This window comes from Devosia epidermidihirudinis (assembly GCF_000971295.1).
Classification (GTDB): Bacteria; Pseudomonadota; Alphaproteobacteria; order Rhizobiales; family Devosiaceae; genus Devosia; species Devosia epidermidihirudinis.
In genome coordinates this window covers 49,227-75,573 of the sequence record NZ_LANJ01000011.1, presented here as the reverse complement: position 1 = coordinate 75,573, position 26,347 = coordinate 49,227, and the positions used below count along the sequence as shown (strand labels likewise).

General features: G+C 60.3%; 20 protein-coding genes. 10 read left to right on the top strand and 10 right to left on the bottom strand.

Features of this window, described 5'->3' with window-relative positions; translation table 11 throughout:
* Nucleotides 1-3,465 carry a TonB-dependent receptor gene (locus WH87_RS03350; RefSeq protein ID WP_046138496.1) on the top strand — a complete coding sequence of 1,155 codons (3,465 nt, stop codon included), beginning with the start codon at nucleotides 1-3 and terminating at the stop codon, nucleotides 3,463-3,465.
* 510 nt (nucleotides 3,466-3,975) lie between these two features.
* Here WH87_RS03350 and arfA read toward each other — a convergent pair.
* Together arfA and WH87_RS03340 are read right to left on the bottom strand one after the other, a co-directional pair.
* Nucleotides 3,976-5,487: an arabinosylfuranosidase ArfA gene (gene arfA / locus WH87_RS03345; RefSeq protein WP_046138497.1), complete on the bottom strand. Its 1,512-nt coding sequence runs from the start codon at nucleotides 5,485-5,487 to the stop codon at nucleotides 3,976-3,978.
* A gap of 156 nt (nucleotides 5,488-5,643) precedes the next feature.
* A complete protein-coding gene (locus WH87_RS03340) occupies nucleotides 5,644-6,573 on the bottom strand; it encodes an ArsR/SmtB family transcription factor (protein ID WP_046138498.1) in 930 nt (309 codons plus the stop codon).
* 281 nt (nucleotides 6,574-6,854) lie between these two features.
* On the opposite strand from WH87_RS03340, the gene WH87_RS03335 reads away from it, so the two are divergent.
* Nucleotides 6,855-7,511, top strand: coding sequence for a CatB-related O-acetyltransferase (locus WH87_RS03335; protein WP_156458044.1), 657 nt, complete (start codon nucleotides 6,855-6,857; stop codon nucleotides 7,509-7,511).
* 265 nt (nucleotides 7,512-7,776) lie between these two features.
* On the opposite strand, the gene WH87_RS03330 is transcribed toward WH87_RS03335, so the two are convergent.
* Entirely contained in the window at nucleotides 7,777-8,109 is a 333-nt protein-coding gene (locus tag WH87_RS03330) for a putative quinol monooxygenase (RefSeq protein WP_046138500.1), read from the bottom strand.
* A gap of 294 nt (nucleotides 8,110-8,403) precedes the next feature.
* On the opposite strand from WH87_RS03330, the gene fgd reads away from it, so the two are divergent.
* The 7 genes from fgd to WH87_RS03295 all read left to right on the top strand — a co-directional run bounded on the left by fgd (nucleotide 8,404) and on the right by WH87_RS03295 (nucleotide 15,129).
* Nucleotides 8,404-9,408 carry a glucose-6-phosphate dehydrogenase (coenzyme-F420) gene (gene fgd / locus WH87_RS03325; RefSeq protein WP_197410713.1) on the top strand — a complete coding sequence of 335 codons (1,005 nt, stop codon included), beginning with the start codon at nucleotides 8,404-8,406 and terminating at the stop codon, nucleotides 9,406-9,408.
* 26 nt (nucleotides 9,409-9,434) lie between these two features.
* Nucleotides 9,435-10,271, top strand: a complete 837-nt coding sequence (gene cofE / locus WH87_RS03320; protein WP_046138502.1) for a coenzyme F420-0:L-glutamate ligase — start codon at nucleotides 9,435-9,437, stop codon at nucleotides 10,269-10,271.
* A 5-nt stretch (nucleotides 10,272-10,276) separates the two neighbouring features.
* Entirely contained in the window at nucleotides 10,277-11,230 is a 954-nt protein-coding gene (locus WH87_RS03315; RefSeq protein ID WP_046138503.1) for a putative F420-0 ABC transporter substrate-binding protein, read from the top strand.
* Entirely contained in the window at nucleotides 11,227-12,258 is a 1,032-nt protein-coding gene (locus WH87_RS03310) for a putative F420-0 ABC transporter permease subunit (RefSeq protein WP_046138504.1), read from the top strand. Before WH87_RS03315 ends, WH87_RS03310 begins: the two co-directional genes overlap by 4 nt.
* Nucleotides 12,255-13,040: an ABC transporter ATP-binding protein gene (locus WH87_RS03305; protein WP_046138505.1), complete on the top strand. Its 786-nt coding sequence runs from the start codon at nucleotides 12,255-12,257 to the stop codon at nucleotides 13,038-13,040. Before WH87_RS03310 ends, WH87_RS03305 begins: the two co-directional genes overlap by 4 nt.
* An 89-nt stretch (nucleotides 13,041-13,129) precedes the next feature.
* Nucleotides 13,130-14,131, top strand: coding sequence for a TIGR03842 family LLM class F420-dependent oxidoreductase (locus WH87_RS03300; RefSeq protein WP_046138506.1), 1,002 nt, complete (start codon nucleotides 13,130-13,132; stop codon nucleotides 14,129-14,131).
* Between the two features lie 47 nt (nucleotides 14,132-14,178).
* Nucleotides 14,179-15,129, top strand: a complete 951-nt coding sequence (locus WH87_RS03295; protein WP_082092472.1) for a nucleoside hydrolase — start codon at nucleotides 14,179-14,181, stop codon at nucleotides 15,127-15,129.
* An 18-nt stretch (nucleotides 15,130-15,147) separates the two neighbouring features.
* On the opposite strand, the gene WH87_RS03290 is transcribed toward WH87_RS03295, so the two are convergent.
* The 7 genes from WH87_RS03290 to WH87_RS18765 form a co-directional block, all read right to left on the bottom strand.
* The gene (locus WH87_RS03290) at nucleotides 15,148-15,984 is read right to left on the bottom strand and encodes an MBL fold metallo-hydrolase (protein WP_046138507.1); all 837 of its coding nucleotides are present in this window, start codon (nucleotides 15,982-15,984) and stop codon (nucleotides 15,148-15,150) included.
* Nucleotides 15,985-15,987: 3 nt separating this feature from the next.
* Nucleotides 15,988-16,767: a TatD family hydrolase gene (locus tag WH87_RS03285; protein WP_046138508.1), complete on the bottom strand. Its 780-nt coding sequence runs from the start codon at nucleotides 16,765-16,767 to the stop codon at nucleotides 15,988-15,990.
* Nucleotides 16,768-16,769: 2 nt separating this feature from the next.
* On the bottom strand, nucleotides 16,770-18,320 hold the full coding sequence (gene metG / locus WH87_RS03280) for a methionine--tRNA ligase (RefSeq protein ID WP_046138509.1): 1,551 nt from the start codon (nucleotides 18,318-18,320) through the stop codon (nucleotides 16,770-16,772).
* Nucleotides 18,317-19,345: an AAA family ATPase gene (locus WH87_RS18770; protein ID WP_052726338.1), complete on the bottom strand. Its 1,029-nt coding sequence runs from the start codon at nucleotides 19,343-19,345 to the stop codon at nucleotides 18,317-18,319. Before WH87_RS18770 ends, metG begins: the two co-directional genes overlap by 4 nt.
* Nucleotides 19,342-20,028: a dTMP kinase gene (tmk, locus tag WH87_RS03270; RefSeq protein WP_046138510.1), complete on the bottom strand. Its 687-nt coding sequence runs from the start codon at nucleotides 20,026-20,028 to the stop codon at nucleotides 19,342-19,344. The genes WH87_RS18770 and tmk overlap by 4 nt, the downstream gene beginning before the upstream one ends.
* A gap of 21 nt (nucleotides 20,029-20,049) precedes the next feature.
* Nucleotides 20,050-21,195 (bottom strand): D-alanyl-D-alanine carboxypeptidase family protein, encoded by a 1,146-nt coding sequence (locus WH87_RS03265; protein ID WP_245622297.1) that lies wholly within the window; start codon nucleotides 21,193-21,195, stop codon nucleotides 20,050-20,052.
* 71 nt (nucleotides 21,196-21,266) lie between these two features.
* Nucleotides 21,267-22,313 (bottom strand): septal ring lytic transglycosylase RlpA family protein, encoded by a 1,047-nt coding sequence (locus tag WH87_RS18765; protein ID WP_245622296.1) that lies wholly within the window; start codon nucleotides 22,311-22,313, stop codon nucleotides 21,267-21,269.
* A gap of 250 nt (nucleotides 22,314-22,563) precedes the next feature.
* On the opposite strand from WH87_RS18765, the gene metH reads away from it, so the two are divergent.
* Nucleotides 22,564-26,334 carry a methionine synthase gene (gene metH / locus WH87_RS03255; RefSeq protein WP_046138512.1) on the top strand — a complete coding sequence of 1,257 codons (3,771 nt, stop codon included), beginning with the start codon at nucleotides 22,564-22,566 and terminating at the stop codon, nucleotides 26,332-26,334.
* The last annotated feature ends 13 nt before the right edge of the window (nucleotides 26,335-26,347 follow it).

Here is a 26,347-nt window from a genome sequence, read left to right as displayed (position 1 = left end):
ATGATGTCCCTCTCGCACAAGTCTCTGCGCCACCGCACACTCACCTTGTTGTTGGGCACCGCCATTGCCTCGCTGACTGCGCTCACGGTTGCGCAGCCAGCGCTGGCAGGTGTCGGCTTCTCGATCCTGGTCGACGGTGAACATGTCGCCGGTGACCCGGTGCCCGGCGATGCCGTGCGGCGAACCGATGTTGATCTGGCCCGTGCTGAAATCCAGGTGACCTATGATGGTCTGGTGAGCACGCCACGCCTTGCCGTGGGCCCCACCCATGGCCTCCGCCGTGTGGAACTAGGCGCCAGTATCCCGTTCCGCATCGAGGCCAATTACTGGCGCTGGATTGAGCGCGCAGAAATCCGCATTCTCGACCAATCCATGAACCAGGTGCTGGCCGTGGTGCCGGTGGAGGGAGATCGGGCCAGCTGGGCTTTGCCCAATTTGGACAACGCCACCTATTACTATGTGGCGCGGGTTTATGACCGCAATGGACGCTTCGACGAGACCGTGCCGCAGGAAATCTATGCCGGAACGGAAACCGGCAAGAGCGTCGGTTTGCAGGCTCTCTGGGAACAGGACCAGACTGCCAGCCGCGCCATTTCGGTGCATGGCGGCTCGGTAACTGTGCACGGCAAAGCGATGCGCCCGGGCAGCACTGCCTATGTGCTCGGCGAGGCTGTTGAAGTCGACGCCAACGGGGCGTTTGTCATCCAACGGATATTGCCCTCGGGCGATCACGCGGTTGATGTCACCGTCGAAGGTGCGGACGGCAAGAGCGTTGCCTTCAACCGCGACATCAACATTCCCGACAGTGAGTGGTTCTATGTCGGCATGGCCGACCTGACGCTGGGAACGCGCTGGGGCGATGGCAAGGTCGTCGATGCCAAACCCGAAGAGTTCGATGCCATCTACAGCAAGGGTCGCGCGGCATTCTACCTGCGCGGCAAAATCCGTGGTGATGTGCTCCTGACGGCCGCTGGCGATACCGGGGAAGGCCCATTGAGCGAAATGTTCAGCGGTGTCCTGTCCAAGGATCCCCAGGCACTGCTGCGCCGTATCGACCCCAGCCAGTATTATCCGGTGTATGGCGACGACTCCGTTATGGTCGATGACGCGCCTACCAGTGGCAAACTTTATGTCCGGCTCGAGCGCGGCAACAACCACGTCCTGTGGGGCAATTTCCGCACGGAAATCGGTAACGGCACCATGCTGCGCAGCCAACGCTCCCTCTACGGCGCGTCGTTGCATGTCGAGACCGACGGCGCCGTTGCCAATGGTGCGCCGCAAGCGGAAGCAACGCTGTATGCGGCTCAGCCCCGCACGCTGCCAGCGCAGGACACTTTGCGTGGCACCGGCGGATCGGCTTACGTGCTGCGGCGGCAGGATCTAGTGCCTGGTTCGGAAATCATCAGCGTCGAAACCCGCAATGGTGTGACCGGGCTTGTAACTGACACTCGCCGCCTGCGGGCAGGCGTCGACTACACCATCAACTACATGCAGGGTCTGGTCATCCTGGCTCAGCCACTGTCAGGAACCATCCACTCGTCGGGTGCAGTCAGCTCAAGCGAGCCCGATATTGTCGATCTGGTCGTGCAGTATGAGTTCCAGCCAGCTGGCACCGATACGCGCGAATACGCCTATGGCGGCAGCGCCTCGAGCTGGATCGGTGAGAACTTGCGAGTTGGCGTCGTCGGTATGTCGGAAACCAATTCCAAAGCCGACGAAGTGACGGTGGTGGGCGTCAACGCACGCCTGCAGGCCGATGAGAAGACCTTCATCGAAGGTGAAGTGCTGCGCAGCGAAGGACAGGGGCAGGGCGGTTGGTTGTCGACCGATGGTGGCTTCACCTATGTCCAGCAGCCTCGAGTAAATGCCGCTGGCGGCGCCTATGCCTACCGCGCTACGGCGCAAGCAGATTTGGGCTCATTGCTCGATGCCAGCTTCGATCTTGTCGCTGGCGTGACGCTGGAGCAGCGGCAGGCCGGATTCTCCACGCTGGAATCGCAGGTGCTGACCGACACCCTTTCGGCCACGGCTTATGCCTCGCTTGGCCTGGGCGAAGCCGGACGGTTTGACCTCAAGGCAAACCACACAGAGAACGCCACAGGTGCACTGCGCACTGAGGTCTCGGCTGAGTTGGGCTATGTCCTCGACGAGGACTGGACCGTCAGTGTCGGTGTATTGCACCGAAACACGTTCCGCCCCGGCGGGACCGATGAGAACAACGGCAACCGCACAGATGTCGGCGCTCGGGTATCCTATTCGGCGCTCGAGGATGTCACCCTCTATGGCTTCGGCCAGGCGACGATCAACCATAGCGCTGGCTATCAACGCAATGATCGCGTCGGCGCGGGGCTGGAGTGGTCAATCGGCGATGGCTGGAGCATCGGGGTAGAAGGCTCTGCGGGCACCACCGGGCCACAGGCCAACGCCATGCTTTCGCACGCCGACAGCGCTGGCAATCGCTCCTACCTCGGGCTGCGCATGTCGCCCGATATCGCCGACAGCTTCTTGCTGCGCAGCACGCCAGCCAATGGTGTGGTAACCGGCACGGAGCGGCGCATCAGTGACGTGGCCAAGGTCAATGCCGAGAACATCTACGACGTGTTCGGCGCCAAGCACTCGCTGACCGGCCTTTACGGCATCACCGTAACGCCCGATAGCCGTTGGACAGTTACGGCGACCTATGAGACAGGCTCCATAACCGACCCCAACGCCTCCGATTTCTCCCGTCACGCCGTTTCGGGCGGACTTGCTTATAGCCATGAGGGTATCGAGTGGTCGGGGCGTGGCGAGGGGCGTTTTGAGGAATCGTCGGACCATACCCGCGACCGCACCACGCTGCTCGGCCAGTCGGGTCTTTCGGTCAAGGTCGATGACAATTGGCGCATGCTTGGCGGTGCCAGCATGCTGCTTAGTCAGTCCAACCAGAACACCATTCTGGATGGCGACTATGTCGAGGTCAGTCTCGGGGCGGCCTATCGCCCTGTCGACAACGACCGCTTCAATGCGCTGATCCGCTACAACTATCTCTACGATTTGCCGGGACCCGATCAGGTGTCTGTAGGCGGTACAACGTTGGGCCCTGCGCAGCGCAGCCACATCTTCAGTGTAGACGCCAACTATGATCTTACCCCGCAACTGACCGTTGGCGTGAAGTACGGCCTTCGCGTCGGCGAAGTCTCAGACAGCCGTGCCGTGGACGATTTCGCGGCTTCGACGGTGCATCTGGGTATTCTGCGCGCCGATCTCGAAGTGTTCGAGGATTGGCGCCTGCTGCTGGAAGGGCGCGGACTGCTTCATGCCCAGACCGAAGTGCTCGACCTCGGCGCATTGGCCATGATCAGTTATGACATTAGCGACACGGTCCGCCTCGGACTTGGCTACAATTTCGGACAATTCTCGGATGACCTCCGCCGCGTGCGCTATGACGACCACGGCCTGTTCCTCAACTTTGCAGCCCGCTTCTAACGACGAAGGCGAGGCACTCTCCCCGATGAGGCGTTGCGCCTCATCGGGGAGAGTGCGATCTCGCACTCGCTCGAATATCTACTTCTAGTAGACCCTCACATACCGCCTATTACATCTCCAACCGGCTGATTATCATGCAGCGCGGGCACATGGTAGAAATGGCCGCCGCTCATTTCGTGGGGCCCCCTTTGCCGATAACATGAGCGCGCCTGCCGCGGTGCCCATCATAAAGCTGCGTCTATCCATATCTCACTCCTCCCGGTTTCGAGATGCCTCCCGCATCTCGCAAGGCCGCGCCCTCCAGCGTGGCCATAAGTCATACTTAGTCAGGGAGGGGGTCCTGTCAACGTTCTTTATGATGTAAATCGGAAATCATGATACCAAATGCAACGGGGCGCACCGTTTCCGATACGCCCCGTCTCAGTCGCACAATCAGTCACTGTGTGACGCGTAATGCTGCGCCCGATGTGCACAGTGTATGCACGTATTGGCAGTCGTTCGTCAGTCGCGTTACAGCTTCACGCGCACCATCTGGTACGAGTACGGCGGCAGCTTTACGCTGAGGGTGCCGTTGGCGATGGCGGCGCCTTCTCCCTTGCGTGGAGCCACTTCCTGCTGGTTCTTGGCGGTGTTTACAGCCTTGAGATTGGTATGGGTCATCACCTGATGGTCGATGATGGTGCCATTACCAAAGCCCTGCAGGCTCACCTCGGTCTCGATGCTCTCGCTGGTGTGGCGATTGACCAGGAAGAAGTTCAGCGTGCCGTCTTCTTCATTGTGGACGCCCGAGACGTCAACGAACGGCGTGTCCTTGGCATGGTTGGTCTCATAGCCGGGTGAGTTGGTCTGCAGTTGCAGTGCGGTGCCCCGGCCAAAGATCGATGCGAAGAAGTATGGGTAGTAGATGGTCTGCGCCCAGGCGGGGCCGCCCTTTTCGGTCATGATCGGCGCAATCACGTTCACCAGCTGGGCGATACAGGCAATCTTCACAACGTCGGAGCGGCGGATAAAGGTGTTGAGGATCAACCCAACCATCAACACGTCTTCGAAGTTGTAGACGTCTTCCAGGAGGCCAGGGGCATGCGGCCAACCGCCGTTGCCGTCGAGGATCTCGCGATCCTTCTTGTTGGAATGGTACCAGACATTCCACTCGTCAAAGGAGATGAAGACGTCGCGCTTGGACTTCTTCTTGGCCTTCACCTGCTTGATGGTGGCGGCGACGGTCTCGATATACGTGTCGAGTTTTTCGGCCAATCCCAAATAGTTAGGGGTGTTATCGTCGCGGTTGGCGAAGTACATGTGCAACGAAATATGATCAACGTGATCATAAGTGTGCTCGAGCACGATGCGCTCCCAATCGGGATAGCTCGGCATGTCGGAGTTGGACGAGCCGCACACAATTAGTTCGAGTGACCTGTCGAACATGCGCATGGCGCGGGCAGTGTTGGCGGCCAGCTTGCCGTACTCATCGGCATCCTTGTGGCCAACCTGCCAGGGGCCGTCCATCTCGTTGCCCAGGCACCACATCTTCACATTCCACGGCTCCTTGCGGCCGTTCTTGATGCGCAGGTCACTCCAGTAGGAGCCGCCGGGATGGTTCACATATTCAAGGAAATTGCGGGCATCATCGACGCCGCGTGAACCAAGGTTCACCGCCAGCATCATTTCGGTGCCAACAGTGGTGCACCACTCGGCAAACTCGTGCACGCCTACGGCGTTGCTGTCCGACGTGTGCCAGGCAAGGTCTAGGCGGGTAGGGCGGTCTTCGCGCGGCCCGACACCATCTTCCCAGTTATAGGCCGAAACAAAGTTGCCCCCGGGGTAGCGAACCACCGGTACATTGAGATCCCTAACCAGCTTGGCCACGTCCCCGCGCATGCCGTCCTTATCAGCGGTCGGGTGATCGGGCTCATAGATGCCCTCATAGATCGCCCGACCCAGATGCTCGAGGAACGCCCCGTAGACACGATCGTCAATCTTGGAGATCGTGTAATCCTTATGTGCGACGACCGAAGCCTTCACGCTATCCTCCCTGTGCATCCGTTTTTCTGATTTATATCAGTTACCCCGTTGTAAACGAGCTGAAGCGGATTGCGCAAGGGTTGTGTGCGCAAAAATATGACTTTTAGTTCTGGGTCGGCAAGGCCAGTGATTAGGCGCCGATCAAACAGGGAAAAGTCACAGTTCCGTCTGCAAGCGCATGATGATTTCCTGATCGTAGTTGCCAAAGCCGCGACCGAAAATATTGATGCCGCCCGGGTGTTTGGCGTCATCCTTCACGGCAATGCGCAGGCGGATCGAGTGGTGATTGGCCAGGTCCAGGTCGACCAGCGAGATGGGAGATATTTTGACCCCGTCCACGTAAGTGCCATCCGTCGTCACCCGCCAGCTCTTGAGCTTGCCATATTGGCTGCCCTTCAGCTTCCACCAATCGGGCGTATAGACGCCGCGCTTGTCGCCGAAGTCACCGGGGCTCGTCCATGTGCCGATTTCCGTGCCATTGACCGATAGCGTGATGTCGCTCGGCCAATCCGCCGAGGTTCCGGGCACTTCCGAGCTCAGCTCCATGGAAAATTCCATGGCCTCGATGGTGTTTTGGCTCAGCTTCGCGTTGTTGGGGAATTGGTATTCCAGATATCCCCGCGTGAACCAGATCAGCCCGGCCTTCATGCGCTCCGGATCCAGAAACGTATCCGGCACATCCAGCAGCCCGATAATCCCATCCACCGAACAGAGACCACACGGCGCGGACACATCGCAGCTGGTGTAAAGCCCAAGCGGCATCGCCACTTCGATCGTGTTCGAGCGTAGCGGCTTGATGTCTTCTTTGAACATCACCATCACTTCGTCAAACATCGAGTGGCAAATCTTCTGATTGCCCTTACGCGCCTTCTGCGTTTCGGTGCGGATCAGACCGGCGCTTTCCAAAATCTGGATATTGGTCGATACGGTCGACTGGGGCAGGCTCAGCTTGTCGGCAATATCATTGCCATTCAGCGCGCCTTCCACATGCAACAGTTTAAGAATCTTGATGCGGATGGGTGAGGCCAACCCCTTGAGGACTTCCATATCCTCTTCAGGATCAACGACCAGAAAATTGCGGCTCATCAAGCGGCTTTCAGCTGTAAATGGGTTCACCCCAATTTCTATCACCAAAGCTGATATAATCAATCCTCCCAACAACGTGGCCCACGTGCGTCCAACCAATCCGTCACGATCCAGGCCGTCGGCGGCCAGACGTACGAGGGCAGGGTGGTTGCCTCTAGGGCCTGGATTGGCCTAGATGGACCAAATCGACTTGTGGTTTCGCTGGATCATCGCGTTTGGACGACCCGCTAGGGCTCTGGCCCAAAAGCCTCCGTGGCTAACCACGTCTGACTCTCTTATTGATGGACAATGTTGTTATGAGTGCGCCGACAAAGCACTGGTCGATTGTTGAGTACCTGCATGAAACCGTGACGAACCCGAATATTCACGTTCGCGGTCAACACAGCTATTACAGCAATGCGTGGAGCGGGTCGTTTGAGGAAAGCGTGGTGCGTTACCACTATGGTGATGCCTTCAGCCTAGCTGCCTGGGAGCCACAGTGGCCCATCGATCAGCTGCACATCGGTGATTACGTGTGTATCGGTGCTGAAGCTGTGATTTTGATGGGGGGAAACCATACGCATCGCACGGATTGGTTCAGCCTCTATCCATTCCCCGAAACCGTTCTCGAGGCCTACCAGGGTAAAGGCGATACTGTCATCTCTGATGGCGCCTGGATTGGTATGCGCGCCATGATTATGCCCGGCGTGACTATCGGCGAAGGCGCTGTGGTTGCCTCCGGCTCGATCGTCACCAAGAATGTAGCGCCATACACCATCGTAGCTGGAAGCCCGGCGGTTTCGGTGCGTCAGCGTTTCCCGGGTGCTACCGTGGAGGCAATCCTGTCCCTTGGTATCTATCAGTGGGATAGCGCCAAGTTCGACGCGCTACGGCATCTGCTTACGGCCAACGATCTCGCGGCGCTTGTGTCCGCCGCCGAAGCATACGACAGGGCCTAGCCCCAGCTCGCACGAACCGTCGCTGGCCCGAAAACTGTTTTCAGCGACGGCCGGCCACTGCCAAGAGCGTCCCGACACGCCTTGAAGCGCAATCTCATTTGTTCTCGAATTTGGGATGTAGGCGGCATTTTGCGGCCATGCAATGTCTGGGTCGTCGCATATTAGTTCCATAATATATATTATGCGAATAATGGATGGGCGCGTGGCGCCCTGACTTCGGTATGGGAATTTCTTCGAAGCTGCCGCCTCAACGCCCACCTGAGCCCTACTCGGCTGGCGTTGATGGGTTCAGGAAGGTCAGAACGGATTGGGGTTCGACGATGAGCTGTTGCAGCTTGGCGTTGAAGATGGCGCCGTAGTTGGCTGCGATGTGGGCTTCGAAGGCGTCGCGGTCGCGGTAGATCTCGTAGACGACGAATTTTGCGTCGTCTTCTGCTTTGCGGTAGCCGTCAAAAGTGATGTTGCCCGGTTCAACCCGGACATCCTTTGCCAAGCCTTCGAGCAGCCCCGCGACTTCGTCTGCTTTGCCCGGCAGCGCCGTAAATTCGGCGATCAAGATGATCGGCTGGTTGTAAGGAAGATGGTCAAATTGTTCCATGGGATGGTCCCGGCAATGTCTGTGCGCCGTACAAGCGCGGACGGCTAAGCATGTCGCAATACCCGATCGCGCCGTTCCGGGATAGCATCGAATCTGGTGGGCTTCACAGGGTCAGGCAGCCCCTGCTCCGGATGCTTGTCGGACGAACATTGGCCTCAAACACTCGCCAAGAATAGGCTGCTGTATTTGCAATAGGCCCGTACGAATCCGATGGACAATTTTTGACCATCCGGTCAAAGTATCTGTATTGGCAGTGAGGATGGACGCTGCTTGTACGAGGATCGGGAGGACCAAGTGCGTTTTGGCTATAAGGCATCGGCGGAGCAATTCGCGCCCACCAAACTGCTGAACTTCGCTGTCGAGGCCGAACAGGCCGGCTTTGATTCCGTGTTCGTGAGTGACCACTTCCAGCCTTGGAAACACACTGACGGCCACGCCCCTTTCGCGCCAGCATGGATGGCTGCCGTTCTGGCCCGCACCGACCGTATCATTCTCGGCACGTCCGTTCTCACGCCGACTTTTCGGCTTCATCCCTCCGTTGTCGCCCACGCGTTTGGCACGCTCGGGGCCATGTTCCCCGGTCGACTGATCTTGGGCGTCGGCACTGGCGAGTCACTCAATGAAGTGCCGTCCACGGGTATGGTCTGGCCCGAGCTCAAGGAGCGGTCCGCGCGCCTGCGCGAGGCGGTCAAGCTGATCCGGCTACTGTGGAGCCAGGATCGCGTCACCTTCGATGGCGAGTATTACCACACCCAGAATGCCACCATCTATGACAAGCCCGACGAGATGGTGCCGATCTATATCGCGGGCGCTGGCCCGCTGAACGCTAAATATGCCGGCCGCGCTGGCGATGGCTTCATCTGCACCTCCGGCAAGGGCGAAGAGCTCTACGTCGATACCTTGCTGCCCAATGTGGCGCTCGGCCGGACAGAGTCCGAGCTGAAGGACAAGCCCTTTGAGCGAATGATAGAGGTCAAGGTATCCTTTGATCCAGACCCGGTCGCTGCGCTGGAAAACACACGTGGCTGGGCGGCTTTATCGCTGAGTGCTGAAGAAAAGCATTCGGTTGAAGATCCAGAGGAAATGGAGAAGCTGGCAGCCAAGCTCCCCATCGAGCGCATCGCCAAGCGCTGGATTGTCTCAAGCGATCCCGATGAACACGTCAGGGCGATCAAGGCATACATGGACTATGGCTTTGACCATCTTGTGTTCCATGCGCCGGGTGACGATCAGAGCCGTTTCCTCGATCTTTACGCCAAAGACATTCTGCCCCGCCTGCGTGCCCTTGGCGGTCAGTAACGCTCTCCTCCAAAACGAGGTGAAACATGCCTATTACCCGCTATAGCGTCTGGGGTGTTCCGGGCCTGCCGGAGATCGCCGCCGGCGATGACCTCGTCGCCATGATCGTCGAGGCCATCGATGCTCAGGCCGCCGAAGATGCCGACTGTGCGCTCAAAGACGGCGACATTCTCATCGTCACCAGCAAGATCGTGTCCAAGGCCGAGGGCATGCAGGTGCCCGTGGCGGATCGCGAAAAGGCGATTGCCGAAGACACGGTGCGCGTGGTTGCCGAACGGGTTCATCCGGGTGGCGTGACGCAGATTGTCGAAACGAGACACGGCCTGATCATGGCTGCCGCCGGGATCGACACCAGCAATGTGCCGGATGGCGTAGCCCTTCGCCTGCCCCTCGATCCGGACAAGTCCGCCCGAGACCTCTGCGCGGGTCTCCGCGATCGGCTTGGATTCAATGTTGGTCTGGTCATCACCGACACCATGGGGCGTCCGTGGCGCGTGGGCCAAACCGATGTGGCCATCGGCGCTGCCGGAATTGTCGTCACCGATGATCTTCGCGGTGGTGTTGATGCCAATGGCAGGCCGCTGCAAGTCACCATCACGGTGCTGGCCGATGAGCTCTCCGGTGCCGCTGACCTGGTCAAAGGCAAGGCCAGCGGCATTCCCGTTGCCATTGTGCGCGGGCTTGGTCGCCTCGTTACCGATTTGAACGCCCCCGGCGCGCGCACTTTGGTGCGGTCCGTCGACGACGACATGTTCCGCTTCGGCTCTGCTGAAGCCTATCGGCTTGGCTACGATGCCGCGCTGGCCGAACTGCGCGAGGCATCAGGCCAGCCGGAAACCCGCCTCAAACAGCGTCAGGACTAAATCAAATGCGTCCCTTGCCATATGCCTTAAGCTTCGCCGCGTTCGCTGCGTTGGTGACACCATCGCTGGCTGACACCAACTACCCGCTCACAATCGAAAACTGCGGGTTTTCGGTCACCTTCCCCGCCGCCCCACAACGCGCGGTGACACTGAAGTCAACTGCCACCGAAATGCTGCTGGCCCTTGGCCTTGCCGACAAGATCGTTGGTGTCGGCTTTCAGGATGGCCCAGTGCCAGCGCAGTGGGCCGAAAAGGCCGCCGCGCTGCCAGTCCTCGCCGAAAAGCTGCCGTCACAGGAAGTCGTCCTCGAAGCCAATCCGGACTTTGTTTATGCAGGCTGGGAAAGCAACTTCGCCGCTGATGGCGCGGGCGAGCGTGCAACGCTGGGCGACCTTGGCGTTGCGACCTATGTTTCGCCAGCTGCCTGCCGCACCGAGCCCTACAAGCCAGCCAAGCTGTCATTCGACGACCTGTTCGCGCAGATCGAGGAAATGGGCACTATCTTCAATGTCGAGCCTGCCGCCACGGCTTTCGTTGCCGAGCAGAAGACCGAGCTTGCCGCCATCCCTGCCGACACGCGCGGCCTGACAGCGCTTTGGTATTCCTCGGGCACCAAGACCCCCTATGTTGGCGCCGGCAGCGGTGCGCCCGAAATGATGCTCGAAAAGCTCGGCCTCACAAATATCATGGCCAGCGTTGATGACGGTTGGGTCTCTGCCAGCTGGGAAGCGATTGTCGACGCCAATCCAGACGTGATTGTGCTGGTCGACGCCGCCTGGAACTCCGCTGACCAGAAAAAGAAACTGCTGGCGGAAAACCCAATCACCAGCAAGCTCGACGCTGTCATCAATGGGCGCTATCTGGTGCTGCCATTCCCTGCGTCCGAAGCAGGTGTGCGCAATGTCGGCGCGACCGCTGATATGGCCAACCAGCTCAAGGCTCTCAATCTCGCACCATGACTTCAGCGGCCGCCAGCAAACGTCCCAGGCTCATCACACTTTCGGTGGCGCTTGGGCTTTTGCTGGCGGGCAGCATCATCTTCGCCGTGACGTTCGGTCCCGCTGACATTGCGCCGCTCGAAGTCTGGCAGACCATCGCCCATCATCTTGGACTGATCGCCGACTCCCCCGTTGGCCGCTTACGCAACGCCATCATTTGGGAACTCCGCCTACCCCGCGTACTGGTCGCTGCAGGCGTTGGCGCGGGCCTGGCCCTCTGTGGCGCCGTTATGCAGGCGCTCACCCGCAATCCATTAGCCGACCCCTACCTTCTAGGCCTGTCCTCCGGCGCATCGCTCGGTGCCGTTGCATTCCTTCTGGCTGGCGCCGCGCTCTACATGCCCATTGGCGCATTCTTGGGCGCGGCCGGTGCCATGCTGCTGACACTGCTGGTCACGCGTTTGCTTGGCGGGGCAACGCCGTCTCGCGCCATTTTGGCCGGTATCGCCATTTCTTCGCTCGCGGCGGCCGCAACCTCCTTCCTGATCTTCTGGTCGGCCACGGGCGACTCCTACCGCGAGATCCTCAGCTGGTTGATGGGCTCGCTGAGCGGATCTGTCTGGTCCGATGCAGGGATAGTCATCGTCGCCACGCTGTTTGTTGGCCTCCCGGTCCTGCTATCCGGCCGCTCCCTCGATGCCTTCGTCTTCGGCGACGCCGCAGCCGCCACTCTAGGTGTCGACGTGGCGCGCCTGCGCTGGCTCCTGTTGGCGGCAACGGCGCTCCTCACCGGAGTGCTCGTCTCCATCGGGGGCGCCATCGGCTTCGTCGGCCTCATCGTGCCCCATATCGTGCGGCTGGTGACAGGCTCCCGCCATCGCCTGCTGCTGCCGATTTCCATGCTCGTCGGCGCCAGCTTCATGATCTGGACCGACACCGCCGCCCGCAGCCTTTTTGCCCCGCGTGAACTCCCTGTCGGCATCATCACCGCCCTGATCGGCGCACCGATTTTCCTTCTCGTCCTGCTGCGCTATCGGCGGGCGACATGAGCGCTGGTCTCGACATCACTGACGTCTCGGCCACAGCCGGTGGCGAGAGCATTCTCAATGGCGTCACCATGCGCGCCCTGCCCGGTTCGTTGACCGGTCTTATCGGCCCAAACGGTGCCGGTAAGTCCACGCTGCTTCGCGCCACTCTCGGCCTTGTGCCCACCACCTCGGGCACCATCACCTTTGTGGGCAACGACCTCCCGGCCATGCCGCGCCGCAATCGCGCCCGCGTCGCTGCCTTCGTCGAGCAGATCGGCGCCAACGAAGCCCAGCTCACCGCGCGCGAAGTCGTCATGCTCGGCCGCATCCCCTTTCAATCCGTATGGCAGGCGGAGCCTTCGCCCGAAGACGAGCAGATTGTCACCGAGGCCATCGCCGCCGTCGATATGTCTGGTTTCGAGCACCGTCAGTACAACACCATGTCCGGCGGTGAACAGCAGCGCCTGCAGATCGCCCGCGCCCTCGCCCAGCAACCGCGCCTCCTGCTGCTTGACGAACCCACCAACCACCTCGACGTCCACGCCCAGCTCACTGCGCTCAACCTGCTCCGCACGCGCGCCCAATCCGGCGCTACGGTGCTGCTCGCGCTGCATGACCTCAATCTCGCCGCCGCCTTTTGCGACGCGCTCGTCGTGCTCCATCAGGGCCGCGTGGTTGCTCAGGGCGCTCCGCAGGATGTGCTCACCCCGGCCTTGCTCCGCACGGTCTATAATGTCGACGCGACGCTGGTGAGCCACCCCACATCGGGCCGACCCATGATCGCCTATAACCTGCCCGCATAATCTGCCGAATTGCGATTGACATTCCCCCGGTTCCGACGAAAAATTTGATCGGACGGTCAAAATTTGATCGACAGGGAGCGAGGGAAAAAATGGAATTCGGCATCACGTTCAAAGGTTTTATCGAGGCCGAGCGGGCACGCTATCTGGTGCGCGCCGCCGAGTACGCCGGGTTCAGCTATTGCTGGTTCTATGACTCGCACATTCTTTGGCGCGATTGCTACGCCGCCATTGCCATGTGTATGGAACACACTACCGACATGCGCTTCGGCCCGTTGGTCACCAATCCAGATGTGCGCGACTGGTCCGTCGCGGCCTCGCTTTTCGGTTCCCTCTCCAAGCAGAGCGGCGGCCGCTTCGATCTGGCCGTGGGCCGTGGTGACAGCTCACGCCGAGTCATGGGCAAGAAGCCGGCGACACTCGCCCGCGTTGCCGAGTTCATTGACAAGACGAAGGCCATGGTGCGCGGCGAAGCCGTCACTTATGACGACATTCCCGAGCCCGTGAAATTCCCCTGGGCCGTCGGTCATGACATGCCAAGCTGGATTGCGGCTTACGGCCCGCTGGCACTCAAGACTGCCGGCGAACGCGCCGATGGCGTCGTCCTCCAGCTCGCCGATCCCGGTCTCTGCAAGTGGTTTACCGACCAGTGCATCGACGCCGGCAAGGCCGCTGGCCGCGACATGACCAACTACCGCTCAATGGCTGCTGCTCCCGCCTATTTCGGCGACAAGGCCCGCGCCATCGAGGCCACTAAGTGGTTTCCCGCCATGGTCGGCAACCATGTTGCCGACATCGTCGAAAAGTACGGCGCCGATAGTGACAAGGTGCCAGCGAGCCTGACCAGCTACATCGAGAAACGCCGTGGATACGACTATTCCAAGCACGGCCAGGCTGATAATCCGTTCCTGGATTTCATCACGCCCGACGTGGTGGAAAACTTCTGCGTACTGGGTGAGCCAGATGAGCACATCGCCAAAATGCATGCCCTCAAGGCAGCGGGCATAACCCAGTTCAATATTTATCTCGATAGCGGCGATGAAGAAGAAATCATCGCAGGCTACGGCCGCCACGTCATACCGGCGTTCCGCTGACTATCTAAGGGTGGCGGGCCAGGCGGCCAAAGCAAAGGAAACTAGAATTGTCGCATAACAAACTGATCCTCGACACGGATGGTGGCGTCGACGACGCGCAGGCCCTGCTCATGCTCATCGCAGCTGGCCGCACGCCAGATGCCATCACCACCGTATTCGGCAATGTTGGCCTCGAGGCTGCCACGCGTAACATTCTGGCTACGCTTGCAGTTGTGGGCGCCAAGACACCTGTGCATACCGGCGCTGGCCGTCCACTCACCCAGGCCATCATCGACGCCAAGTACATCCACGGCGAAGATGGCCTCGGCGGCGCTCCCCGCCCCCTGCACACCGCTGAGATCGCTGGCGACGACGCCATCGGCTTCCTGCGCCAGACGTTCCGCGATGCGGGCAACAAAGGCGAGAAGGTCGACATTCTGATGATCGGCCCTCTGACCAACCTGGCGTTGGCACTGCGTCTCGAGCCGTCCATCTTCAATGGCATCGGTCAGCTCACCATTATGGGCGCGACCGTTTATGGCCGTGGCAACACCACCCCAGCTGCCGAGTTCAACATCTATGCCGACCCCGAAGCCGCATCCGTGGTGTTCTCTGCCGACATCGAAACCGTCGTCATTCCATGGGAGCCTTGCGTATCCCATGACATGAAGGGCCCTGCTGTCGACGCCATGTTCGAGACCGTCGCTGAAGGTCCGGAAAAGGCTTTCTCGCTGGCACTCGCCAAGCATGCCCGCCACACCAATGAAAGCTATGGCGGCGGCGACACCTTCCGTTTCGTCGATCCACTGGCCGCTGCCGTGGTCATCGATCCGAGCGTCGTCACCAAGTCGCTGCGCGCATCCATGGACGTCGCTCTGGCACCCGGCATTGCTCGTGGCATGACGCTGGTTGATCCATCCGGCCGCCTCGGCACGCCAATGGTCACCATCGTTGAAGAAGCAAAGATCGATCGCCTGATCGAGATCTACGACGCGTCGGTTCGTTTCACCGCGCAGTAAGATAAGGACCGGTCAGCCTCAGCGATTGAGGATCTGGCCGGTCACCACATCAATCTGCATACCATCAAACGCCGGGGTCACTGCCTCCGGCGTTTCTGCGTCGGTCTGTGCATAGTCGAGATCGATATGCATATTGGTCAACACAGCCTGGCGCGGCGCAAAGCGCTCAATCCAGTCTAGCGTTTCAGGCAGGCTCAAATGGCTCGGATGCGGCGTATGGCGCAGCGCATCGATGATCCACACATCAAGCCCCGAGATCGCCTCAAACGAGGCCTCGGGAAACCCCGACAGATCGCAGCAATAGGCAAGGTTGCCCACGCGGAAGCCCAGCGAGGTGATGTTGCCATGCGCCTGCTCGAACGCCGTCACCGAGATCGTGCCTCCCGGCCCGTCCACGCTCAGCTCAGCCCCCGCGCCAATCTCATGTGCATTGAGGATCGGCGGATAATCGCTTCCCGGCGGAGAGGTAAAGCAATAGCCAAACGCCTCGCGCAACCGCGCACCAGTCTCGGCGCTGAAATACACATCCACCCGCTTGCGATTGTGCAGCGCCAGAACGCGCAGATCATCAATCCCATGGGTGTGGTCGGCATGTTCATGGGTGTAGAGCACAGCCTCAACCCGATCGACGCGTGCATCCAGCAACTGCTCGCGGAGATCGCAGCCTGTGTCGATCACGATCCGTGTCGGCTGGTCGCTGCCTTCGCTCCAGCCTTCGATCAGCAGCGAGCAGCGGCGGCGGCGATTGCGGGGTTCATTTGGATCGCAGTCGCCCCAATCGTTGCCAATGCGTGGCACGCCACCGGAAGACCCGCAGCCCAGAATGGTCGCGACGATCCTTTGGGCAGCGGCCATGGCTCAGGCTAATCCAGTCTTTGAAAACAAACGGGCGAAATTGGCGGTCGTTTCAGCGCCAAGCTGCTCAAGGCTGATGCCCCGGACCTCGGCCACCTTTTCGGCCGTATGTCGCACGAAGCTCGGCTCGTTCGACTGACCCCGATGCGGGATTGGCGCGAGATAAGGCGAGTCCGTCTCGACGATATAGCGATCCGCAGGAACGAACTTGGCGACCTCGCGGATTTCCTCGGCATTCTTGAAGGTGATGATGCCCGAAAACGAAATGTAACCACCCAGAGCCAGTGCCCGACGCGCCAGTTCCTGCCCCGCCGTGAAGCAATGCAGCACAAAGGGGAATGCCCCCTGCCCGCTCTCCTCTTCGAGGATTGCCGCCATGTCTTCGTCCGCCGCCCGGCTGTGGATAACCAGTGGAAGACCTGTGGCACGCGATGCCGCGATGTGGCGACGCAGACCAATGGCCTGCGCCTCACGCGGCGCATTGTCGTAGAAGTAGTCCAGCCCGGCTTCACCGATCGCAACGCAGCGTGGGTGGGCCGAAAGCCGGATCAAATCCTCGGTCTGGATATGCAGTTCCTGGTCAGCATGGTGGGGATGCGTCCCCACCGAGCACCAGACGTTCTCATATCGTTCCGCGATGGCAGCGTATGTGGAAAACTTATCCACATATGTGGATATCGTCACCATGCCGCTCACGCCGGCCGCTGCCGCGCGCGCCAAAACGCCGTCCATGTCATTGGCCAGCGCCTCGAAATCGAGGTGGCAGTGGCTGTCGATCAGCATGACTATTCCGCCTTGCGCTCGATACGCGCGAACACACCCTGCGGCACCGGCAATTCGGTGCCCGGCACCAGGCCGTTTGCCTTGCGTGCAAACGCAATCGTCCGCTCGCTCTCGGGCACACCGAGTTGGTCGAGTAACGCCGCCGCCGATGCCGGCACAAAGGCCAGGAACGGGATGGTCAAGCGACGCACAACATCGGCCGTCAGGTACAGAACCGAAGCCATGCGCTCTGGATCGGTCTTCTTGAGACCCCAGGGAGCCTGCGCAGCAAAGTAGTTGTTGGCCGAGCTCAGCGCCGCCACCAGCGCACCGGCCGCTTCATGCACCAGCTGCACGTCCATTGCCTTCACGGCTGCTTCAATGGCCTCGTCGACTTCACGAACCAGTGCTGCATCCTCATCGGTCGCCGCGCCAAACTGGGGCACCTTGCCATCGAGGTTCTTGTTGATCATCGACAGCGAACGCTGCGCCAGATTGCCAAGATTGTTGGCCAGGTCCGCGTTGACGCGGTTGGTCAGCTTCTCGCGGCTATAGTCGCCGTCCTGCCCGAACGACACTTCACGCAGCAGGAAGTAGCGGAACGCGTCTGCGCCAAATTCCTGGGCCAGCTCGAACGGGTCGATCACATTGCCCAGCGATTTGCTCATCTTCTGGCCATCAACGGTCAGGAAGCCATGCGCAAACACGCGATGCTGCACTTCGATACCGGCGCTCATCAGGAAAGCAGGCCAGTACACAGTGTGGAAGCGGATGATGTCCTTACCCACCACGTGCAGATCGGCTGGCCAGAACTTCTTGAACAGCTCGCTGTTCTCGTCGGGGAAGCCAACGCCGGTAATGTAATTGGTGAGCGCGTCGACCCACACATACATCACATGGCCCGGTGCATCCGGAACCGGCACGCCCCAATCAAAGGTCGTGCGCGACACGGACAGGTCCTGCAGGCCCCCCTTCACAAACGAGATGATCTCGTTGCGGCGCTCTTTCGGCGCGATAAAGTCGGGGTTGGACTCATAGAGGTCCAGCAGCTTCTGCTGATAGGCCGACAGACGGAAGAAATAGCTGGGCTCTTCCACCCAGTTCACTTCTGCGCCCGATGGGGCAAACTTCTTGCCATCCTTTTCGGTGAGCTCGGACTCATCGAAATAGGCTTCGTCGCGAACCGAGTACCAGCCCTTATAGGTCGACTGGAAAATGTCGCCGCTACCGCCCTCGGCCATTTTCTTCCAGATCGCCTGGCTCGACTCGTAGTGGCGCTTCTCCGTCGTGCGGATGAAGTCATCATTGGAGATGTTCAGGACTTCAGCGAGCTTGCGGAACTCGGCAGAATTCTTGTCGGCCAGCTCACGCGGGGTGACACCCAGCGCTGCGGCGGTCTGCACCATCTTGATGCCGTGCTCGTCGGTACCGGTGAGGAAATAGACCTCACGGCCCTCGAGCCGCTTGAAACGGGCGATGGCATCGGTGGCGATCATTTCATAGGCGTGGCCGATATGCGGCGCGCCATTGGGATAGGAGATCGCTGTGGTGACGTAAAACGGCTCAGAGGTCATTGTGACTCGATAGCTACGGGTGCAGTCATTGAAACGTGCTTTCTGATCGCGTCAAAAATGGCGACAAGCGTCTGTTTCATATCCAGATTGATGCTGTCGGCCTCGGCGAAAAGGGCGTGTGCCTTGTCCCATAGCTCGTTCGCTGAGGCAAGGCGCATCCGATTGCCGGGCTGCATGGCGGCGTTGCGGGCTTCGGCTGCCATCCAGTCGTCCAGCATTTCGCGCGCAAAGGTCAGCTCCGTGCCCTGCGCGTCAGCGCCAAGGGCATCAGCCAGCTGCATCGCAACTCCGGCGGGAAACCGCAGTGGATCCCCCAACCAGTTCTGCAGCACGCCCAGCGCAGATTCTTCATCCAGTGCCAGTGTTTCCAGCGCACGGCGTGGACGCCCACCCGCCAGCGCCACGGCGCGTTCGATGGACTGTGGCGTGATGCTGGGATCATGATCGATCAACACCGCCCGCACCGCTTCCTCGCCCACAGGCCGCAGCGCGATATTGTGGCAACGTGACTTAATCGTCGGCAACAGCTGCCCCGGCCGGTGCGACACCAGCAGGAATGTCGTATCCGCAGGGGGCTCCTCGAGCGTTTTCAGCAGCGCATTGGCCGCAGATGGATTGCAGTCATCGATGCTGTCGATGATCGCCACACGATGCCCGGCCCGTCCGCGTGTATGGTGCAGGCTATCGCGCAGGCTCCGCACGTCTTCGACGCGGATGACGGTATAATAGCCCTTGGCGTCCTTAGGCCGACGCCGCAGCAGGAACAGATTGGGATGCGACAGTGCTGCCACCTGCTCCTCGACGCGGTGACCTTCTTCGTCACCCGTCGCCGTCAGGATTGCCGCAGCCTGCTCAAACGCAAACGTCGCCTTGCCAATCCCCTGCGGTCCATGCAGCAAAATCGCGCCCGGCAGACGATGCTCGTGAACCTGGCTCAGAATTGCCGCCCGCGCCGCGTCATGCCCAAAGGCGCGCTGGCGTCGTTCCGGCGCAGTTACGCCGTCGAGTGCATCAGGATCGCTCACGCGTCCGCCCTGCCCTGCAATTCCGGAAAGCGCTCACTCACGGCCTCCCAGATGGTCGCTTCCAGCACATCTTCAGCCTGCTCGGCCGAAATGACGACGCAACGCTCGGGATTGTCCCGCGCAATCTGCAGGAACCCTTCGCGCAGCCGCTTGTGCCACTCGATCTCTTCTTTCTCGAAGCGATCGCCCGTCAGCGCCAAGCCATCCTCAATCGCCCGCTGCGCTACACGCTTGAAGGCGATTTCGGGGTCCATATCGAGCACAATGGTCAAATCGGGGGTGTTGCCATCCAGCGCCAACACTTCGAGACCTGCGATCAACTTGTCGTCAACGCCGCCCGTCAGTCCCTGATAGGCACGCGTCGAATCGTGGAAGCGGTCCGAGATCACCCAGGTGCCATTGCGCAGGTTCGGCGCGATCAGCTGAGTGACGTGATCTAGCCGTGCCGCCGCAAACAGCACTGCCTCGGCGCCCGCGCCCCAGCTCTCCGACCGGCCCTGCAAAATGAACGAGCGGATAGCCTCGGCCTTCGCGGTGCCACCGGGCTCACGCGTGCGCACGGCCTCGATGGAATAATTCTGCAGGTTCTGCAGCAGCCGCTTTACCTGCGTGGATTTGCCAACGCCTTCCCCACCTTCAAAGGTGATGAAACGGGCGCGTTTGGCTTCAGGCTCTTCCAGCATGGCAGTATCTTGTTCCGATATTCAGAGCCAACCAAGGGCAAGCTGCTTGAGCGCGTCGGTGGCCTTGCGCACAATATCACCCTCTTCGACCGTCTCGGCAGCGAACAATGGCGCCACCTGTACCAGCTGGTCATCGCAGAAAACGCGCAGTTCCGCTACCTGATCGCCAGCCTTAACTGGCGGCATCAGCGGCCCGGTGTAATGCACCTCGGCCCCAAGGCACTTACGCGAGCCGCGCGGCAGATAAAGTGCCACCTCGCCCTTGCCCACCAGCCCAACACTGCCGCTGGTGCCGCCATAGACATTGGCACGCGCCACAACGGCACCGTCGGCATAAGCCGCGACGCGTTCAAATGCCCGTGCGCCCCAGGTGATCAGCTTGCGACCCTCTTCGGTACGCTGCGACATCGACGTCAGCCCGTGCACAACGGCAATCAGCCGTCGTCCGCCGTCCTTGGTTGAAATCACCGAGCCGTATCCGGCAGACTCGGTATGGCCGGTCTTGAGGCCGTCCACGCCAATGCCCATCTCGACCAGCGAATTGCGGTTTGGCTGCTTGATCTTGTTCCACTCCATCTCGGGCTCCGAGAAGTAGTGATAGTACTGCGGATAATCCTTGATCAGGTAGCGGGCCAGGTCGGCGAGATCGCGCGCCGTCACATGCATGTCCGGATCCGGCAGACCAGTCGGATTGGTAAAGTGGGAGTCGGTCAACCCGATATCCGCAGCCAGCTCGTTCATCATTGCAGCAAAGCTGCCTTCCGAACCGGCAATGCCCTCAGCCAGCACGATGGCTGCATCATTCCCCGACTGGATGATCACGGAACGAACAAGGTTCTCGACCGAAATCTTGGAATTGAGCTCGGCAAACATGGTCGAGCCGCCCGACCTGGCGCCACCTGTTCGCCATGCGTGCTCGGACACGAAAAACTCGTCGCTCATCGCGATGCGACCTGCGCGCAGCTCATCGAACACGACGGCGATAGTCATGAGCTTGGCCATGCTGGCCGGCTCCATCGGCAAGTCGGCATCTTTCTGGAAGATGACCGTTCCGGATTCCTCATCCATCAGAATGGCGAACTTGGCTTTGGTGTCGAAAGTGGTCTGTGCAAATGCTGGACTGGCAAAAGCCAGCACCATGACCAGTAACGCTGCTATCCGTGTCACGATCGCCCCACCTAACCGTTTCGGGCTACCGCCCGACCGGCACGCGTTCATGTGCGCCGGACGATAGACTACTAGAGGTTTACGTCATTCAGGCCAAGTTCACGAGCAAGGTCGCGAACATCATTGCGTGATACGCCAGCCTTGAGGTGTGTCAGCGTCAGGCGGGTTGCAGCCTTGCCGTTCACCGATACCTGATCTTCATCGACTGCGCCGAGGAAGGCAAATCGTTCAGCCAGGGCCACTGCATTTTTCCGGTCGCTGAACACGCCCAAGCCAACCTTCACAGTGCGTGAGTCAGCATCCACAGCTTGCACCCATTCCTTCAACTCGGGCGACTGTGTTGCCATTGCGTTGACCGCGGCAAAAGCAGTGCCAATGGCAGCATCCTGCTCCTGCGGCGTCGTATCAGCATAGGAGAATAGGCCGCCAAAGAAGTTGCCTGCCATATCGGCGAGGCTATTGGTGCGATCGGCCGAAGCCATGCGCGTGGTTGTCGCGCCAGCGAACGCCGGACCCGAATAGCTCGCCACGAGCATGCGGGTATCATCGCCTTCCAGAGGCGCAGGACCAACATACTCGGCCTTGATCTGTGCCGAGCCATTATTCACATAGCCCAGCATTTCTGCGGCGCGGTGCGACAGATCCATGATGCGGCCGGGCATATACGGCCCGCGATCATTCACCCGCACCACGACGGAAGCGCCGTTGGCCTGATTGGTCACGCGAACATAAGATGGCAGCGGCAGCGTTGGATGCGCGCCAGTCAGAGCGTTCGCCGAGAAGATTTCGCCATTCGCCGTGCGGCGACCATGGAAGTCCGAGCCGTACCAGGATGCTTCGCCCATAGCGGAGTAGGTAGGATCTTCCTGCGGGACGTAGGTCTTGCCCCGCACGGTATAAGGCTTGCCAACCTGATAGCGGCCACCGCCCTTCGGAGGATTCGGATTCATCGTGACGCGGGGCGAAACGCTGACACCAAATTCCTTGGAGCTAAAAGCGGAGCGTTTGACAGTTGCACCCAGGCCGCCGCCGCTACACGCGGCAATAGTCGGCGCGAGAAGCGCGGTCAGTGCCAGAAGACGAACGATATGGCGCCAACGGAATGTCAAAATACTCAAACTCATACGCTTACAAAAACTGACGGCAGATAATAGCTGAGGCGCAAAGACCTCGCGCGTATGGAACGGCATTCTGGTTTAGGGGAGGTTAAAGGGAACAATCTGTTACCCGATTGGCTCGCATTCTCCACAAATTGGAGCGACAAGGCTTCAACACGCCTCCCTTGCGTCGCGAGGGATATAAAGATATCTTTATGTCACGATCGTTATGCGTGTCGTGCCTTGACCATGCTTACAAGATAGGACGGCGATGAGCCCCTCCGAGACCACAGCCCCATCCCCTGCCCACCTCCCCGACTGGAACGAGGTTCGCACTGCCTTGGCGAATGCCGCGCGCGAACGCATCCTGATTCTGGACGGCGCCATGGGCACGATGATCCAGCGGCTCAAGCTCGAGGAAGAAAACTTCCGCGGTGAGCGGTTCAAGGATTGGACGCTGCCTCTCAAAGGCAACAACGATCTGCTCGTCATCACCGAGCCCCAGATGATCGAGGATATCCACTACCAGTACTTCATGGCCGGTGCGGATATCGTCGAAACCAACACCTTCTCGGGCACCTCCGTGGCGCAGGCTGACTACGCCTGTGAAAGCGCGGTCTACGACATCAACTATCAGGGTGTGGTCGTCGCGCGCCGTGCCGCGCTGCGTGCCGAGGCCGAAGATGGTCGTCGGCGCTTCGTCGCGGGCGCCATTGGACCCACCACCAAGACCGCTTCCATGTCGACAGATGTGGCCAGCCCAGGCTTCCGCTCGATCACGTTCGATCAACTGCGCGACGCTTACAGCGAGGCCATTCGGGGCCTGCTCGATGCCGGCGCCGACCTGCTGCTGTTCGAAACCATCACCGACACGCTCAACACCAAGGCTGGTCTTTTTGCTGCCCGTCAGATCTTCGACGAGCGTGGCATTGAAGTGCCGATCATGATTTCGGGCACCATCACCGATCTGTCCGGCCGTACGCTGTCTGGCCAGACGCCATCTGCCTTCTGGTACTCGGTCCGCCACGCCAATCCGATCACCATCGGCCTCAACTGTGCGCTCGGCGCCAACGCCATGCGCGCCCACCTGGCAGAACTGTCAGACGCTGCCGATACCTTCATCTGCGCCTATCCAAACGCTGGCCTGCCCAACGCCTTCGGCCAGTATGACGAAACGCCAGAGTTCATGGCCGAGCAGATCGAGGGGTTCGCCGCCTCCGGTTACGTCAACATCGTTGGTGGCTGCTGTGGCTCGACGCCGGACCATATTCGCGCCATCGCCCAAGCCGTCTCCAAGCACAAGCCACGCGTCGTTCCCGAAGTCGAAAAGCTCCTGCGCCTGTCGGGCCTTGAGCCTTTCACGCTGACCAAGGACATTCCCTTCGTCAACATCGGCGAGCGGACAAACGTTACCGGCTCCGCCCGCTTCCGCAAGCTGATCACCGCTGGCGATTATACCGCCGCCCTTGATGTCGCCCGAGATCAGGTCGCCAACGGCGCCCAGATCATCGACATCAACATGGACGAAGGCCTGATCGACTCCCAGCAGGTGATGATCGAGTTCCTCAACCTGCTTGCCGCCGAACCTGACATCGCCAAGGTTCCGCTGATGATCGACTCCTCTAAATGGGAAGTCATCGAAGCGGGTCTGAAGCGCGTTCAGGGCAAGGCGCTGGTCAACTCGATCTCGATGAAGGAAGGCGAAGAGGCGTTCCTTCATCACGCGCGCCTTGTACGCGCCTATGGTGCCGCCGTTGTCGTCATGGCGTTCGATGAAACCGGACAGGCCGATACCCGCGCCCGCAAGGTCGAAATCTGCACGCGCGCCTATAAGCTTTTGACCGAGGAAGTGGGCTTCCCACCCGAAGACATCATCTTCGATCCGAACGTCTTCGCCGTCGCCACCGGCATCGAAGAGCACAACAATTACGGCAACGACTTCATCGAGGCCACAAAGGACATCACCGAGACCCTGCCCCATGTCCACATCTCGGGCGGTATCTCCAACCTCAGCTTCTCGTTCCGGGGCAATGAGCCCGTACGCGAGGCAATGCACGCCGTGTTCCTCTACTATGCCATCCAGAATGGCATGGACATGGGCATCGTCAACGCCGGTCAGCTTGCCGTTTACGAGACGATCGACCGCGAACTCCGCGACGCCTGCGAGGACGTGATCCTCAATCGCCGTGAAGACTCCACCGATCGCCTGCTGGCCATCGCCGAGCGCTATCGCGGTGCAGCGGGCAAGGAAGTTGCTGCCAAGGATTTGAGCTGGCGCGAAAAGTCCGTCGAGGACCGCATCGCCCACGCCCTCGTCAATGGCATCACCGAATACATCGACGCCGACACCGACGAAGCCCGCCTCAATGCAGCCCGCCCGCTCCACGTCATCGAGGGACCGCTCATGGCTGGCATGGGCATCGTTGGTGACCTGTTCGGTTCGGGCAAAATGTTCCTGCCGCAGGTGGTGAAGTCTGCGCGCGTCATGAAACAGGCCGTGGCGCTGCTGCTGCCTTATATGGAAGCCGAGAAGAACGCCGACGGCAATGCCACCGGCCGCAAGAGCGCCGGCAAGGTGCTGATGGCAACGGTGAAGGGCGATGTGCACGATATCGGCAAGAACATCGTGGGCGTCGTGCTGAGCTGCAACAACTACGAGATCATCGATCTCGGCGTCATGGTGCCGACCGCCAAGATCCTGCAGACCGCGCGGGACGAGAACGTCGATATCATCGGCCTCTCCGGCCTCATCACGCCGTCGCTCGACGAAATGGTGCATGTTGCCGCCGAAATGGAGCGCGAAGGCTTCGACATTCCGCTGTTGATCGGTGGAGCCACCACCAGCCGCGTCCACACCGCCGTCAAAATTCACCCACGCTATGAGCGTGGCCAGGCCGTCTACGTCAACGACGCCAGCCGCGCCGTGGGGGTGGTGGGCAACCTTCTGTCCAACGAAACCAAGGTGTCGTTCATCGCCGACGTTCGCGCTGAATACGCCAAGGCCGCCGCCGCGCATGAACGCGCCGAGAGCGAGAAGCAGCGCGTGCCGCTGGCCAAGGCGCGTGAAAATGCCTTCAAGCCTGATTGGTCGGGTTATGTACCGCCCAAACCGACTTTCTTCGGCAACAAGGTGTTCGAGGATTTCGACCTGGGCGAACTGGCCAGCTACATCGACTGGACCCCGTTCTTCCAGACCTGGGAGCTCAAGGGGCGCTATCCGGCCATTCTGGAGGATGAGCGTCAGGGCGAAGCTGCGCGGGCTCTGTTTGCCGATGCGCAGACCATGCTCAAGCAGATCATCGACGAAAAGTGGTTCAAGCCCCGCGCCGTGGTCGGCTTCTGGCCCGCCAACGCCGTGGGTGACGATATCCGCCTCTACACCGACGAGACCCGCTCCGAGGATCTCGCAACGCTGTTCACCCTGCGCCAGCAGTTGAGCAAGCGCGACGGCAAGCCAAACATGGCCCTCAGCGACTTCGTCGCACCCGTCGGAACCCAGCCCGACTACATGGGTGGTTTCGTCGTCACTGCGGGCATTGAAGAAGTGCCTATCGCCGAGCGCTTCGAAGCACAGAACGACGATTATTCCTCGATCCTCGTCAAAGCCCTCGCTGATCGCTTCGCTGAAGCCATGGCCGAAATGATGCACCAGCGCGTCCGCAAGGAGTTCTGGGCCTATGCATCAGACGAAACGCTCAGCAATGAAGAGCTGTTGCAGGAAACCTATCAGGGCATCCGCCCTGCGCCCGGCTATCCCGCCCAGCCCGATCACACGGAAAAGACCACGCTTTTCCGTCTGCTCGACGCTGAGAAGAACGCGGGCGTGACGCTGACCGAAAGCTACGCCATGTGGCCCGGATCGTCCGTCTCGGGCATCTACTTCTCGCACCCCGACGCCTATTACTTCGGTGTCGCCAAAGTAGAGCGCGATCAGGTCATCGATTACGCCCTGCGCAAGGACATGCCCGTCGCCGACGTCGAACGCTGGCTCGGCCCGATCCTGAACTACATCCCCGGCCCGGCAATCGTCGCGGCGGAGTAAAACACCCGCAGTC

Bases quoted from the DNA above. Each gene is read 5' to 3' on its own strand.
- metH (WP_046138512.1), top strand. From the start codon at position 22,564: ATGAGCCCCTCCGAGACCACAGCCCCATCCCCTGCCCACCTCCCCGAC.
- WH87_RS03315 (WP_046138503.1), top strand. From the start codon at position 10,277: ATGCGTCCCTTGCCATATGCCTTAAGCTTCGCCGCGTTCGCTGCGTTG.
- cofE (WP_046138502.1), top strand. From the start codon at position 9,435: ATGCCTATTACCCGCTATAGCGTCTGGGGTGTTCCGGGCCTGCCGGAG.
- metG (WP_046138509.1), bottom strand. From the start codon at position 18,320: ATGACCTCTGAGCCGTTTTACGTCACCACAGCGATCTCCTATCCCAAT.
- WH87_RS03350 (WP_046138496.1), top strand. From the start codon at position 1: ATGATGTCCCTCTCGCACAAGTCTCTGCGCCACCGCACACTCACCTTG.
- WH87_RS03300 (WP_046138506.1), top strand. From the start codon at position 13,130: ATGGAATTCGGCATCACGTTCAAAGGTTTTATCGAGGCCGAGCGGGCA.
- WH87_RS03290 (WP_046138507.1), bottom strand. From the start codon at position 15,984: ATGGCCGCTGCCCAAAGGATCGTCGCGACCATTCTGGGCTGCGGGTCT.
- WH87_RS03305 (WP_046138505.1), top strand. From the start codon at position 12,255: ATGAGCGCTGGTCTCGACATCACTGACGTCTCGGCCACAGCCGGTGGC.
- WH87_RS03335 (WP_156458044.1), top strand. From the start codon at position 6,855: ATGGACAATGTTGTTATGAGTGCGCCGACAAAGCACTGGTCGATTGTT.
- WH87_RS03330 (WP_046138500.1), bottom strand. From the start codon at position 8,109: ATGGAACAATTTGACCATCTTCCTTACAACCAGCCGATCATCTTGATC.
- WH87_RS03285 (WP_046138508.1), bottom strand. From the start codon at position 16,767: ATGCTGATCGACAGCCACTGCCACCTCGATTTCGAGGCGCTGGCCAAT.
- WH87_RS03340 (WP_046138498.1), bottom strand. From the start codon at position 6,573: ATGAGCCGCAATTTTCTGGTCGTTGATCCTGAAGAGGATATGGAAGTC.
- tmk (WP_046138510.1), bottom strand. From the start codon at position 20,028: ATGCTGGAAGAGCCTGAAGCCAAACGCGCCCGTTTCATCACCTTTGAA.
- WH87_RS03310 (WP_046138504.1), top strand. From the start codon at position 11,227: ATGACTTCAGCGGCCGCCAGCAAACGTCCCAGGCTCATCACACTTTCG.